This window comes from Eubacterium sp. BL-380-WT-2B, from assembly GCF_009696115.1.
Classification (GTDB): Bacteria; Bacillota; Clostridia; order Eubacteriales; family Eubacteriaceae; genus Eubacterium; species Eubacterium callanderi.
Genome location: NZ_VUMP01000005.1, coordinates 46,759 through 61,068, shown reverse-complemented (window position 1 = coordinate 61,068; position 14,310 = coordinate 46,759). Strand labels below are relative to the sequence as shown.

The following is a 14,310-nucleotide window of genomic DNA, read 5'->3' as shown; positions in this document are numbered from 1 at the left end:
GACAATAAGCGATGTAATATCTGATATTCTGCAATATTTCATATAAAAAAATATAAATAGAAAAAATGAAAACAATTAGATGAATAATTTTTTATATTTTACGAAAAATGGTTGACAAAATAAAATTTTAAAGTATACTTAATATTAAGTGCACTTTCAAAAATGGACGTTCGAAAATTATGAGGTGAGAAATTATGTCCGATAAAAGAAAAGAATATAATGAACGGATGGAAATGCTGGAGACAACACTTAAAATCCAGGAGCCAAAACGTGTGCCGGTGAACTGCCCGGCAGAAATTTCATATGCAATTGAATACGCGGGCCTGCCGTATCGCCAGGCTTCATGGACACCGGAACAATGCCAGAGTGCTTTTAAAAAGGTGTTCGATGATTTTCATTGGGATTGCTTTGAAAGTCTTTTTACAAGGCCGCCGATGTTTTATCGTCTGCTGAACGCAAAAAATTTCACGGAAAGTGAAAGGGGATTTGTGCAGCATCCGGAAATCAGCGCTATGAACCCAGATGAATATGACGAATTAATTGAAGATCCTTATAAAATGATCGTATCAAAGCTGCTGCTGCGTTTATATCCGGCTTTGGACCAGCCAGCGCCATATAATGCTTATGCTATGACAAAGGCAGCATTGGAGTTTGGCTCTTATATGGGCGCTTTAGAAGAAATTACCGCGTCTCTGGCCCAGGATTACGGGGTGCCGGCGTTGGGGTCAAACCTAACGGTTGCACCGTTCGATTATCTGGCAGATCAGTTCAGAGGCTTTACGGGAATCTGCAGAGATGTGCGCAAGTCTCCGGATAAGGTTAAGGAAGCCCTGGATGCAGTGACGCCCATTCTCGTTAAGGGTGCGACAGCCTGTTATCCGGGAGAAAAGGGCGTAACCTTCCCGTACGTGTTCATTCCGCTTCATATGGCACCATACATCAACAAAAAAATGTTTGAAGAGTTTTACTGGCCATCATTTTTAAAATTTATCGACATTCTGGTTAATCAAAAAGGACTGACGCTGTCGATTTTCTTTGAAGGTGACTGGGAACGATTCTACCCGTATATGCAGGATATTCCAAAATCTGATAAGATCATTGCTATCATGGAATACGGCGATATGAAAAAAGCTAAAAATACAATCGGGAAAAATCTGTGTCTCCAGGGCTTCTATCCGATTTCATTACTGGGCTATGGCACAAAGCAGGAATGTATTGATAAAGCCAAAGAGGTCATTGACATTATGGCGCCGGGCGGCGGCTATATTTTCTCCCTGGACAAATATATTCTGAATGCAAGCGACGTTAACCCTGAAAATATGAGAGCTGTCAATGAATTTGTAAGAGATTACGGTGTGTATAAGTAAATATTTACAGAAAGGATACGAACATGGAAAATAAATTACTCTATCCATTTGATGAATATCAACAGGATATGAAGGAAGAATACCTGACGGATGAAGACAAAGCGGTGATGAAAGCCCGCTGGGATGACTTGGATGAGCTGATGTTTTCACTGGTTTTCTTTATGACAGTGTAAGGAGCAGGGAAAATGAACGATAAAGGAATATTTAAAAAGGGATTTACACTGGCTGTATTGTCCGCTGTGCTGTGGGGACTTTTTGGGCCATTTCTGAGACTGATGGCGGAAAATGGTATCAGTGATATTACAGTAACCACACTGGCGCCGACAATTATGTTTCTTTTCTTTGGCGGCTGGATTTTAATAAAAGACCGCAGCATGTTTAAAGTCAGCTGGAAAGTTCTAATCGTATTGATGATCCATGGCTTTGTTCTGATGAATGGCATGAATTTTGCCTATGTGCAGGCTGTATCAAGAATTCCGGTTGGGATAGTGTCTCTGCTGGCCTTCTGCAATGTGATTATTCTGATGATTATGGAACGCATTTTCAAGGGGATAAAGCTGACAAAGGTTAAGATCATTGCCTGCAGTATTGCCGTTGTCGGTGTTGCGCTGGTGCTGCAGATTTTTAATCTGGGAACTTCCAGTTTGGATATAATGGGAATCATTTGGGCATTGGCCAATTCTCTGATTTTGGCAAGTGCTTACTTTCTGATTTCACATGTATATTATCCAAATGATGTGAGCTGGCAGGCACAGCTTTTCTATCCTAATCTGTTCGGAGCGCTGTTTCTGTATGTTACCGCCTGCCCGCCATGGCAGATGATCAGCGATATTGCAGGAGCTGCGGCGCAGAACGGCGCCATTGTTTGGATTATCGTTTTGGGATTTGCGGCGCTGCCACAGGTCTTATCCTTTTCGTGGATACAGATGGCCTTTGGCATGATCGACGCGCCCTATGTATCAATGGCCTACTGTCTTGAACCGGTGGTTGCGCTGATTGTAGGATTTTTCATGTTTGGGGAATCCATGACTATGGTACAGATTATCGGCATTGTTCTGACGATTGTTTGCATTTTTTATACCTATTATGCTGAATCAAAAGAACCGCTTCCAGAAAATTAAATAAAAGGGCAGGAACACCCCATTATACTTGCACTATAATGGGGTGCTTTCTTTTAATTCAGCATGTGCCTATTATACATAAAAAATAAAAAAGGGTCAAATTTCCCTTGAGTTGTCCTCGAAATAAAGACAATCGCCAATCATTGAAAGATAAATGTAACAAATCGGTTTCAACCTTGTAAAACAGTTATTTTTTAGACAAAACTTTATTACAGCGCATTGATTTTTAAGGTAGGTGGCGTTATGATGTGTCCATAAAGTAAATACATTTTTTGTAGAGGGGTTAAAATGCAAGAAAGAATCGAACACGATTCGATTGGAGCACTTCCTGTTCCAGTCGATGCCTATTACGGCGTACAAACCTTAAGGGCAAAACAGAATTTTTATATCACTGGAAAGCAGCTCCATCCCGACTTGATTGACAGTCTGGTACAGGTCAAAAAGGCTGCGGCTATGACCAATTTTGAAACCGGTGAGTTAAATAAAGAAATCGCTGACGCTGTCATTGCAGCGTGTAATGATGTGATTTCAGGAAAATACCACGATCAGTTCATCGTCGATCCCATCCAGGGAGGTGCGGGAACCTCCTCCAATATGAACGCCAACGAGGTAGTGGCAAACATTGCCATCGAAAAGCTTGGTGGAATGAAGGGAGACTACAGCATTGTCCACCCCAACGACCATGTGAACATGTCACAGTCAACCAATGACGTTTACCCAACCGCAGGTAAGATTACCGCACTCAAGCTTACCCAGAAGCTGCTGTTCCAGATGGAACGCCTGGGCGAGGCTTTAAAGCAGAAATCCATTGAGTTTGACAATATTATAAAAGTAGGGCGTACCCAGCTTCAGGATGCGGTACCCATGCGTCTGGGCCAGGCCTTCAACGCTTACCGCTCCGCCATTGACCGGGATACCCTCCGGCTGAAGAAAACCCAGAATGAGCTTTGTATTGTCAACATGGGCGGTACAGCCATCGGTACAGCCATAAACGCCAATCCGGAATATCTGAAACGGATTCCTGTGAATCTGAAAAAGACGACGAGCTTTAACATGGTGCTCGCTGAGGATTTGATTGACGCAACCCAGAACCTCGACGCCTTTGTGTCGGTTTCTGGCGCGTTAAAGGCAGCGGCGGTCACTTTGTCCAAAATGGCCAATGACTTCCGGTTGCTGTCCAGCGGCCCCAAAACCGGCTTTGCGGAAATTAACCTGCCGCCTAAGCAGAATGGTTCATCCATTATGCCGGGCAAGATCAATCCGGTTATCCCCGAGGTTGTCTCTCAGGTGGCCTTCAATGTTATTGGCAATGACCTGACCATCACCATGGCGGCCGAAGCCGGACAGCTTGAGCTCAATGCCTTTGAGCCAGTGCTGTTTTATAATCTGTTTGAATCCATCGAAACACTGACCAACGGGATTTCTACCTTTATCGACAACTGTATTACAGGGATTACGGCCAATGAAGACCGGTGTGAGGAACTGCTGGAACACAGCATTGTCACGGTTACAGCGCTTTGCCCGTATATCGGTTATAAGGAAGCCTCCGACATTGCTAAGGAATCCATTTTGAGCGGCAAGCTGGTTTCTCAGATTGTCAGAGAAAAGGGTCTGCTGAGTCAGGAAGAGCTGGAAACGATCCTTGACCCGTCACTGATGACTGAGCCCATGGAGGAGCAGCAGATTTCCTGAGAAGAAAGATACTGGCGCAGTTCGGAATTGCCTCTCTCATATGCAATTGCCAGCCTCGATATAGCCTGCGCGATTGCATCGAGAGCGCCACTCGATTAAGACGCCGTCAACCTATAAATTTTATGAAGCTGCCCTTGGGCAGCTTTTTTTAGTTTGTACGTCCAAAGCCTCAGTGATATAATAGACCCACACTAAAGCAGATTTTACAGGAGATTTTATGAAGCTTGTACTAGGAATTCTGGCGCATGTTGATGCCGGAAAAACGACTTTTTCAGAACAGCTGCTGTACCACACCCGTGCCATCAGAAAGCTTGGGCGGGTGGATCATCAGGACGCCTTTATGGACCATCACCCCATTGAACGCGAACGGGGCATTACCATTTTTTCGGATCAGGCAGTTTTTGAAGTCGGGGGAGACACCTGTTATCTGGTGGACACCCCGGGACATGTGGATTTTTCATCGGAAACTGAGCGGGCCATTCAGGTGATGGATGTGGCCGTCATCGTGGTATCGGGCGTTGAGGGGGTTCAGAGCCATACCGAAACGCTGTGGAAGCTTTTGCGGCGCTACGAGGTGCCGACGTTGATTTTTATCAATAAAACAGACCGGGAAGGCGCAGATATTCCCGGAGTTATAAAAGAGCTGAAAACAAAATGCAGCTTGGACTGCCTGATGTTTACCGGGCACTATGAGGAAGGCCTCATGGACACAACACTGGCGGAGGCTGTGGCGGAAAGGAATGAAGCGCTGCTCGAGGCCTATTTGGATGAGGGCTACAAACCGGAAACGTGGCAGAGTGCTCTGGGGCAGATGTTTAAAAAGGCAGAAGTTTTTCCGGTTTTTGCGGGCTCGGCATTAAACGATACAGGAATTGACGCTTTTATCAAAGCCATGACAATGCTTCTCCATGATAAGGAAAGCCCGGAAGAGGAGCCCTTCAGCGGCCATGTGTACAAGATACGCCACGACAGCGCGGGCAGCCGCCTGAGCTTTGTTAAGGTGACCGCGGGAAAGCTGAAGGTCAAAGACGAGGTTGTGACTGGAATGGACAGTGAAGGCAGACCCATCCGGCAGAAAGTAAACGAGATTCGGATTTACAGCGGCGGGCGGTATACGACAGTGCCGGAAGCAGTGCCCGGGGATCTCTGTGCTGTGACGGGCATGGAGGCCACCCGGCCCGGAGATGGTATTGGAGAAAACCTGTACCATGCCGGCTACGCCACTGTGCCGCTGCTGACCGCCAGCGTCATCTATGATAAAGGCCTGAACGTAAGAACCGTGCTTGAGGCCTTTAAGGAGCTTGAGGACGAGGACCCTATGCTGGAGATCGTCTGGAATGAGAGCCTGCAGGAAATGCAGCTCCACATCATGGGTGCGATTCAATTGGAGGTGCTTGAGGAGATTGTCAGGGAGCGTTTTGGTCTGGAAGTCCGCTTCGGCGACTGTGAGATTCTCTATAAGGAGACCATCGCGTCTCCAGTGACTGGCTACGGCCATTTTGAACCTCTGCGGCATTACGCAGAGGTACATCTCAGGCTGGAGCCCGCCGCGCCGGGCACAGGCATTACCTTTGACAGTGCGTGTTCTGTGGATATTCTGGATACCAATTATCAGAATCTGATAAAGACCCATGTGTTTGAACGTGAGCACAGGGGTGTGCTGACCGGGTCGCCCATCACGGATATGCGCATCGTTCTGGTCAACGGGCGGGCACATCTTAAGCATACCGAGGGCGGCGACTTCAGGCAGGCGGTTTACCGGGCGATTCGTCAGGGACTGGAGCAGGCAGAGTCCGTTTTACTGGAGCCGGTCTACCGGTTTGAGATTGAGGTTCCCTCAGAGGCGATGGGGCGTGTCATGTCGGATATCCAGAAAATGGCCGGGCGTTTTGAAGCCCCCGAGCTCAGCGAGGACCAGGCAGTGATTTCCGGCTTTTGTCCGGTGGCTACGATGATGAATTACAGTCAGGAAATCCTGTCCTTCACCAAAGGCCGGGGGATGCTCAGAGCAACCTTTTCCGGTTATGAGCCCTGCCATAACGCAGAGGCGGTCACTCTGCGCATCGGTTATGATAAAAAACATGATGTGGAAAACACTTCGGATTCAGTTTTCTGTTCTCATGGTGCAGGCTTTAACGTTCCATGGGATCAGGTGGCGGAATATATTCATTGCAAGTAAAGGCGGTGTAAAGAATGGAGCAGACGAAAATTTTAGTCGTTGAGGATGACCGGGAGATTAACAGCATGCTGTGTGAAATGCTGGATGAAAACGGCTATGCGGCAGAGGGTGCGTTTACAGGTATGGAGGGGTTGTCCAGACTGAGAAGCGGAGACTATGACCTGTTGATACTGGATTTGATGCTGCCTTATAAAAGCGGCGACGCAGTGCTGCAGGAGCTCAGGAGTTTTTCCAGCCTGCCGGTCATTGTTATTTCAGCCAAGGATACTGTACAGAACAAGCTTGACCTTTTTCACATGGGCGCGGACGACTATCTGACAAAGCCCTTTGATCTGGATGAAGTGCTGGTACGGGTCGAGGCTGTCCTCAGGCGCTGCGGCAGCAGCGAAGCCCAGAGAGCGCCGGAAATTTTACAGGCTGGAAAGCTGGCGGTGGACACGGAGTCAAAGACAGCCAGCGTGGATGGGCAGGAGCTGGTGCTGACTGCCAAGGAATACGGTATCCTGGAGCTTTTGATGCGCTACCCCCATAAGGTTTTTTCAAAAGCTAATCTTTTTGAAAGTATCTGGAACGAGGAATACGCCTGTGAGGATAATATTCTGAACGTGCATATGAGTAACCTCAGGAATAAGCTGAAGGCAGCAGACCCGGAGACAGAGTATATTAAAACGGTCTGGGGGATGGGGTATCGGATGAATTAAGGTTTTCTTTAGAACTGGGTTAAGAACTTCTTTATTCCTGCGGCATAAAATGAAAGCATCAAGGAAAAGGAGACACTAAAGTGGACGAAATTGTATTAAAAGCGACGGATCTGTGTAAACATTATGGGAGCTTTAAAGCCCTTGACCATTTGAGCCTGACCATTGAAAAGGGGAAAACCTATGGCTTGATCGGCCAGAACGGTGCAGGGAAGACGACCTTTATAAGACAGGTGTGCGGACTTTCCTACCCGTCTGGCGGGGAGCTGGCGCTCTTTGGTAAAAGCGATGAAAAAGGAATGCGCGAGGGAAGAAAGCGCATGGGCTGCCTGGTGGAAACGCCGGCGCTGTACCAGGGCATGACAGCAAAGCAAAATATGGAGGCCCAGCGGATTCAGAGAGGAATCCCGGATAAGAAAGCCGCAGAGAGAACACTGGAGCTGGTAGGGCTTACGGATACGGGGCGGAAAACGGTGAAGCATTTTTCTCTTGGGATGAAACAGCGGCTGGGTATTGCTATGGCCCTTATCAGCGATCCGGAATTTCTGATTCTCGATGAGCCCATCAACGGACTGGACCCGGTGGGGATTGTGGAAATCCGCGAGCTTTTAAAACGGTTAAACACAGAGCGCGGCACCACACTGCTGATTTCAAGCCATATCCTCAGTGAGCTCTACCAGACAGTGGACCATTTTATCATTATCGACAGAGGGCATATCGTTGAATCGCTGACCCAGGGAGAACTGGATGAGCGCTGCCGCCGCCACATCGCCATTGAGGTGGACGATACGGCCAGAGCTGCCGCGGTCATTGAGGAATCCCTCCATACTGATGACTACAGGGTTATGCCTGACGGAACCATTAAGCTTTACGACCATCTGGAGGAGATACGCGCCGTATCAGCAGCTTTATCTCAGAGCGGATTACTTCTGACAGGCATCAGCGTGAGGGGTGACAGTCTGGAGGACTATTTTCTGCAAAGCATCGGAGGCCGGAAAAATGGGTAATCTGCTTCGGCTGGAATGGTACAAGCTCTGGAGGGATAAAACCTTTTACGCAGTGTTTGGCGTGACGGTGCTTCTGGGAATCTGTATCAGCTTTGACGGTCACAGCGTGACCGGGCTGCAGGTTATGGGGGCAGCGCTCCATACAGCCAATCTGCTGATCCTGCCAGTCTGTGTGTTTCCGGGACTCTTCATCGGACGTGAGTTTAACGAAGGCACTATTTATCACGGAATTGAGGGCGGACACAGCCGGCTTCAGGTATTTCTGGCTAAATCAGTGGTGTTTTTTGCCGGGTGTGAGGTGCTTATGATGGCCTTTCCAGCTGCCAATGTGCTTTTTCACAGCCTGGCTTTCGGCTTTGGCGAGCCGATGTCTGCTGAGATTGCCCTGTATCTGGTAAAGGTAGCCGGGATTGTAGCGGTGCTCAACGCAGCTTCAATGGCAACAGGTCTTCTTCTGGGGTTTTTATGCCGGGATGTCGCAAAGACGATTGGCATCAGCCTGTTTATTTTTGGGATTCTGACCTTCGTATTAAATCTTTACGGCGCAAAACTAAGTTTTTTGAATGTCCTGATTCCCATGGCGGCTGAACGTCTGCTCATGACTGAGATTCTCCCAGCAGCGTCGCTGTGGTTAATTTTAGGCTCAGGCGCAGCGTGGATTGGGGTGCTGGGAGCAGGAGCTTTTTTATGTTTTTCCAGACGTACTTTGCAGTAGAGGTGTACCATGATTAACTTGTTGAAGATGGAATGGTACAGGCTCAGGCACAGCCGGCTTTTCGGGGGACTGCTGTTGGGTATTTTTATTGCTGGATTGTTCATCGGCGCGTCCGAAACAGAGGGACAGGCTGTGGCAAGCGCTGCTACCAGTGGAAATGGCGGTGTGCAGCTGATCCTGCAGATGATGTCGGAAGCGGTTCCAATGGGTTTTCTTGCTTCGATTTTTGGCGTCATTTATCTGGGACAGGGATTTGCAGAGCGTACACCAAATCTTGCAGTTGCGGCTGGCAGTGGCAGGCACACTGTTTTTTTGAGTAAAATACTGATTTATCTCATGATTATTTCCTTGGCTATGATGGCTTACATATTGGCGGGCGTGATGGTCGCAGCTGTTACCCTGAACTTCACTGGGGAGTTTCCAAAATTTAATGGACTTCAAATAGCCGTAACTTTTTTTATGACAGGTTATGCAATGTGTGGAATGGCGCCGCTGTTTCTGGCAATATTCAGAGACTCGGCAAAAACAACACTGTTTTCAATACTGGCTTTGATGCTGCATATTTTTATGGGAGTATCCGGCGATGTGTTGAAAGGAGTGCAGTGGTGTATGCCTTTAAACCAGATGTATTCTTCTGGAGCGGGGATGGCAGAATGGCTGACAGCCGTAGGGATCGATTTTGCTTTTCTTGTGCTTCCCTCTTTCCTGGGTTGTCTGATTTTTTCAAAGCGTGAGTTAAAGTAGAGGAGATGACAATATGCTTGCTTTAATCAAAATGGAGTTTTACCAGCTTGTCCGTAACAGGCTGTTCTATCTGATGGCTGGAATCAGTATTGTTTTTGGGGTCTTGATGAGTTCGGGATATATTGGAGATACGAACCCCTTTGGTGTCCCGATGGCAGATGGATTATCTGTATTCGGAGGAATGGTCTATGATTCCACCATGTGGCTCATTGTCATTGGGGCAATGAGCGCTCTGATGCTCGGGCAGAGCGCCTCAGATAAAACGCTGGCGCTGGCTGTATCTGCGGGGCACAGCCGCACTTCTGTTTATTTTTGCAAGGCGCTTGTGTTTTTGCTGGCTGTCAATATTGTGATGTTTTTTTATCCCTTTGCGGGACTCATTGTCACCGGTGCGGCGCAGGGGTTTGACAAAGGCATTATTGCAGAGCCTTTTGCCCAGTATCTTCTCAGAGTTACCGGTATGGTTTTTCTGGCAAACTGCGCGGTTTTCAGCGTTTCAATCCTATTAATGGCCGTTTTTCAGGACGCGGCCAAGACAACGGCCTGCGCAACGCTGGCCATTATTCTGGAGTCCTTTGGGATGATATTTTTTCTGTCAAGGAGGATGCCGCCGCTTTGGCTTCCGCCTTATATGGCGAGGGTAGCGGTTTTTACACCTTTGAGTATATCCCAGGTTATCCTGATTTTGACAGCATGTCTTGGTTTTACGGCTTTACTCCTGGGCGCTGGATATTTTGTGTTCAGGAAGAGAGAGATAAAATAAAACAAAAAGGAAAGCGTGGAGTCAATGTTTGGAATCATCGTGGTTTTAGCTGTGGCTGTGGCGGTATTAGCGGTTCGGACAGTGGTTATGCGGCGGGAGATAAGGAGTATGAGCCGCCAGCTGGAGGACTTATCCGCCGGACGGTCTGAGAAGAAGATCAGTCTGACTTTAGTGGATGCCCGGCTAAACGAGCTGGCGACTCAGATCAACGAGAATATGGAGCTTCAGAAGCAGCTGCGCATTGACACGCGAAAGAGCGAGCAGCGGCTAAAGGATTCCATTGCGGGTGTTTCCCATGACCTGCGGACACCGCTGACAGCGATCATCGGTTATATTCAGATGCTTGAGCGCAGCGGACTGAACGGGGAGCAGCAGGAAAAAGCCACAATAATTCTAAAAAAAGCAAACGCCATGCGGGAGCTGGTTGAAAGCTTTTTTGAACTCTCCGTCATAGAATCAGGCCAGTCGGAGCTCGCGGAGGAAGCTGTTAATTTTACCAATATTGTCTCAGAAGCGGTGGTGGATTTTATTCCACGGTTTGAAGCGGCAGAGCTAGAGCCCGATGTTGACCTTGGGAATAAAAGCCTGTATATTGCGGGAGACACCACAGCTCTGGGGCGCATTGTCCAGAATCTTTTGTCCAACGCCCTTAAGTATACCGCAGGCAGGGTGAAGGTCGCCCTTGAGGAAAGAGACGGAGAAATAATCCTGACAGTTGTCAATGAGGTAAGGCCTGACACACCTCCGGATATGGAGCGGATTTTTGAGCGCTTTTACACAGGGGATGATTGCAGAAACAGCGGAAGTGCCGGACTGGGGCTTTACATTGTGAAATTGTTGGCGGAAAAAATGCAGGGTGCGGTGAGTGCTTCCCTTGAGAATAAAATGCTGTCGGTTTATGTTGTATTCCAAGAGGAAAAAAACAAACAGGCTTGAAGCGATTGCTTTCAAGACTGTTTTTTATATCTGCCCATAATACAGAATCTGGTTTCTGGCATAGTCAAAGTATTCATCCAGCAGATGGTCGGTGTGGTCATAGGCCTCATCGGTGATGGACTGGTTGAGCTGATGAATAAAGCCGACGGTAGTCTGTGTCTTCTTCGGGATGGCTGTGGGATGTGTCATTTTATTGTAAACAGACGTGCTGATTACGCGTTCCCAGGAGGTGTTATAGACAACGGTCAGCTGGCTGTTGCCTGCGCTGGCGATAAAGCAGCTGTTGTACTGATGGGTTTTTTCAATATAGGACGCGTACTGGCGCTCATTCCGGAGGATCTTGGCCTCATCACCGAGGCGCTTTAAGGCGGCAATATCAAAAATGGTTTCGCCGTTTTTGACTTTTTTAACAGCGCTGTGCTCAAACAGGATCATCATTTCCAGAATATCCACCATTTCGCGGCTGGAGGTTTCCCGGATGGAGATGCCCCGGTTTTTATGATAGATAATAAAACCTTCGTACTCCAGCTGTTTCAGGGCATAGCGCACTGGTGTGCGGCTCATGCCGAGCCCCTGGGACAGGGAGGCCTCGGATAAAATATCCCCTGGGATCAGCACGCCGGCCAGGATTTTTTCCTTGAGCTGTCTGTAGGCGTCTTCTTCTCTGTTTTGAATTTTCATAGTCCTTTTCTCCATTAACCGATTATTAACGTTAAATTAACGGGTTTGTGATATTTCATATCGAATACGAGTAGTATACTACAGGTGTCCGACACGGTGAGGTTGGTATTATCATATAATAATTACGGTAGAAAAACAAGTATTCAAATCGATAAATATCTAAAAAGGAGAAAATGATGAAGACAATCACTTTCGCACATCTTTCCGATCTACACATTCTAAAGGACTATGGCAACTCAATGTTTAAGGACATGGTGTGCCATATGGAAAAAAAGCCCTGCGAGGTTCTTGAAGGAATTGCCGGCTGGCTCAGGGGTAATGCCGGAAAACTGGACTTTGTTCTTTTGACTGGTGATCTGGTTCATGAGGGCGGCGCAGATGAATACCGTTACCTGAAAATGCTTTTGGAAGAATATTTTGATGGCACGCCGGTCTGTCCGGTTCTTGGAAATCATGACAGGGTGGCAGCTTTCCACGAGGGCTATGAAAACAGAGAGCCAGACACAGAGCCTGTATGCTATGCAAGAGAATTTGACGGGCTCCAGCTCATCGTGTTGGACTCCAGCGTTGGCTGTGATGCCACGCATCATTCCGGGCGCTTTGACGAGGCGCAGTTTGTATTTCTCGAAAAGGCACTGGAAAAGAAAATGCCCCGCGGGCATATCGTCGCTTTTCACCACCCGGCCTTTGACGAGTGGGCAGACGAACGGGTCAGCGCCTTTGGCGTGGAAGGCTCCGAACGGCTTAAAGAGATTATCAGCGGAAAAAATGTCCTGGCGCTGCTGAGCGGGCACACGCATGAAAATATCAATACCACTTTTTACGGCGTACCAGCCTATACAGCTGAGAGCACCGCTTTTGGTGTGGCCATCAATGAAAAGGGGATGTACATGACCCCGGCAGCAGGCTTTAATCTCTGCACGGTAACAGACCGTACGCTTCGGGTTGAGACCATGTCTTATCCGCCGAATGACCAGCCTATTACAGAGCCTATCCCTCTGGAAGCGCTTGGACAGATGATGAAAAACGCGTAAGCGGCATAAAGAAAAGGAGCAATGAGATGAATAAATTTGTTAAGGGCATTTTAGGCGTTGTTTTGTCAGCAGCGGTCGCAGGCACAACCCTGGCAGGCTGCGGCAGTACAGGCGCCGGAGGAGCCGGAAGTAATTCGGGTGTCAATGCGTCATCAGGAAAGCTTGACCCCAACAATCCCACCGAGATTACCTTTTATTCTTACAGTTTGGGATACCCAACCATGAAAGCGGGCATGGAGCATTTAATCAGCAGCTTTAATGAGACAGTCGGTAAGGAAAAGGGTGTTGTCGTTAAGGGCGTTGTGGACAACAACATGAGCCAGAACAGCGCGGATATCGCCGCGGGTATGGAGGTGGATATTGTCCAGCACGCTTTTGGAATGCTGGACGCTTCCCGGCTGAACCTTGGCTTTAAATCTTACGAAGAGCTGTTTCCTGCGGATGAGCTGGCAGAGCATACAGGTCAGATGATTCCAAATGCTCTGGAACTCGGGAAAATTGACGGGCAGATGTACGGGCTGGCTTTTACCTTCAGCACGCCGATCCTCTACATCAACAAAGGGCTTTTTGAACAGGCAGGCCTGGATACCATAAACCTGCCAAAGACCTGGGATGACGTCTACAAAGCAGCGGTACAGATCAAGGAAAAAACTGGTAAAGACGGTTTTGGCCTCGCGCCGGATAATGGCTGGATCAGCGAGGGCCTGATCTTTTCAAACGGGGGTGAGGTGCTGAGCAGCGATAAAACCGAGGCGAAGTTTGACAGCCCGGAAGCTGTTGAGGCTTATGAAATGTGGAATAAGCTCTACAGCAGCGGCGCAGCCGTAAAAGGCAGCGACAAGGATGTCATGGATGCTTTTATGGCTGGCAACGTGGCAATGAATCTCCAGTCCACCTCCCTGCTCAGCGGTTACCAGAGCGCGGCAAAGGCCGGCGGCTGGGAGCTGTTAGGCGCAGAAATGCCGCAGTTTGGTGATAAAGCCTCTGTTCCGGTCAATTCCGGGAGCTGCCTGGCAGTCCGTTCAGATGATCCGACCAAGTCTGCGGCTGAATGGGAGTTTATCAAATATGCTACCGGAAAGGAAGGCTACACCATCATCACTTCTGAAATCGGCTATCTGCCGCTGAGAATGGATATTACCGAAGATCCGGCCTATCTCAAGGATTTTGTGGACGCCAACCCCATTGTCAAAACAAACCTGAAGCAGCTTGAAAGGATCAAACCGGTGACCATCTGGCCAGGAACTGGAGCAAAGGAAGAGTATCAGGTATTCCTTGATGCCACTGTCAAGTCCATCACTGAAGGCAATGTTCAGAATGTTCTATCGGACGCTGCCAAACAGATGAATGACCTTCTAAAGAACAATTAACAA

14 protein-coding genes are annotated in these 14,310 nt (G+C 48.2%); 13 read left to right on the top strand and 1 reads right to left on the bottom strand.

Features of this window, described 5'->3' with window-relative positions; genetic code table 11:
• Positions 1-194: 194 nt before the first annotated feature.
• The 11 genes from FYJ53_RS10690 (at position 195) to FYJ53_RS10640 (ending at position 11,222) form a co-directional block, all read left to right on the top strand.
• Positions 195-1,367, top strand: a complete 1,173-nt coding sequence (locus FYJ53_RS10690; RefSeq protein ID WP_148428194.1) for a uroporphyrinogen decarboxylase family protein — start codon at positions 195-197, stop codon at positions 1,365-1,367.
• Between the two features lie 23 nt (positions 1,368-1,390).
• Positions 1,391-1,540: a hypothetical protein gene (locus FYJ53_RS10685; RefSeq protein ID WP_154557328.1), complete on the top strand. Its 150-nt coding sequence runs from the start codon at positions 1,391-1,393 to the stop codon at positions 1,538-1,540.
• A gap of 12 nt (positions 1,541-1,552) precedes the next feature.
• A complete protein-coding gene (locus FYJ53_RS10680; RefSeq protein ID WP_090411769.1) occupies positions 1,553-2,488 on the top strand; it encodes a DMT family transporter in 936 nt (311 codons plus the stop codon).
• A 288-nt stretch (positions 2,489-2,776) separates the two neighbouring features.
• The gene (locus FYJ53_RS10675) at positions 2,777-4,180 is read left to right on the top strand and encodes an aspartate ammonia-lyase (protein WP_090411767.1); all 1,404 of its coding nucleotides are present in this window, start codon (positions 2,777-2,779) and stop codon (positions 4,178-4,180) included.
• Between the two features lie 217 nt (positions 4,181-4,397).
• Positions 4,398-6,359 carry a translation factor GTPase family protein gene (locus FYJ53_RS10670; RefSeq protein ID WP_148428192.1) on the top strand — a complete coding sequence of 654 codons (1,962 nt, stop codon included), beginning with the start codon at positions 4,398-4,400 and terminating at the stop codon, positions 6,357-6,359.
• A 14-nt stretch (positions 6,360-6,373) separates the two neighbouring features.
• Positions 6,374-7,060 (top strand): response regulator transcription factor, encoded by a 687-nt coding sequence (locus FYJ53_RS10665; RefSeq protein WP_148428190.1) that lies wholly within the window; start codon positions 6,374-6,376, stop codon positions 7,058-7,060.
• Between the two features lie 80 nt (positions 7,061-7,140).
• Positions 7,141-8,064, top strand: a complete 924-nt coding sequence (locus FYJ53_RS10660) for an ABC transporter ATP-binding protein (RefSeq protein ID WP_148428188.1) — start codon at positions 7,141-7,143, stop codon at positions 8,062-8,064.
• Positions 8,057-8,779, top strand: coding sequence for an ABC transporter permease (locus FYJ53_RS10655; RefSeq protein ID WP_148428185.1), 723 nt, complete (start codon positions 8,057-8,059; stop codon positions 8,777-8,779). The genes FYJ53_RS10660 and FYJ53_RS10655 overlap by 8 nt, the downstream gene beginning before the upstream one ends.
• A gap of 9 nt (positions 8,780-8,788) precedes the next feature.
• On the top strand, positions 8,789-9,523 hold the full coding sequence (locus FYJ53_RS10650) for a hypothetical protein (RefSeq protein WP_148428183.1): 735 nt from the start codon (positions 8,789-8,791) through the stop codon (positions 9,521-9,523).
• 13 nt (positions 9,524-9,536) lie between these two features.
• On the top strand, positions 9,537-10,286 hold the full coding sequence (locus FYJ53_RS10645; protein ID WP_148428181.1) for an ABC transporter permease: 750 nt from the start codon (positions 9,537-9,539) through the stop codon (positions 10,284-10,286).
• Positions 10,287-10,310: 24 nt separating this feature from the next.
• Complete coding sequence (locus FYJ53_RS10640; RefSeq protein WP_148428179.1) at positions 10,311-11,222, top strand: sensor histidine kinase KdpD; 912 nt, start codon at positions 10,311-10,313, stop codon at positions 11,220-11,222.
• Positions 11,223-11,246: 24 nt separating this feature from the next.
• Here FYJ53_RS10640 and FYJ53_RS10635 read toward each other — a convergent pair whose 3' ends face one another.
• Positions 11,247-11,903, bottom strand: a complete 657-nt coding sequence (locus tag FYJ53_RS10635) for a GntR family transcriptional regulator (RefSeq protein WP_195840253.1) — start codon at positions 11,901-11,903, stop codon at positions 11,247-11,249.
• 176 nt (positions 11,904-12,079) lie between these two features.
• On the opposite strand from FYJ53_RS10635, the gene FYJ53_RS10630 reads away from it, so the two are divergent.
• Together FYJ53_RS10630 and FYJ53_RS10625 are read left to right on the top strand one after the other, a co-directional pair.
• Positions 12,080-12,937 (top strand): metallophosphoesterase, encoded by an 858-nt coding sequence (locus FYJ53_RS10630; RefSeq protein ID WP_187367915.1) that lies wholly within the window; start codon positions 12,080-12,082, stop codon positions 12,935-12,937.
• Positions 12,938-12,963: 26 nt separating this feature from the next.
• Positions 12,964-14,307 (top strand): ABC transporter substrate-binding protein, encoded by a 1,344-nt coding sequence (locus tag FYJ53_RS10625; protein ID WP_148428173.1) that lies wholly within the window; start codon positions 12,964-12,966, stop codon positions 14,305-14,307.
• The last annotated feature ends 3 nt before the right edge of the window (positions 14,308-14,310 follow it).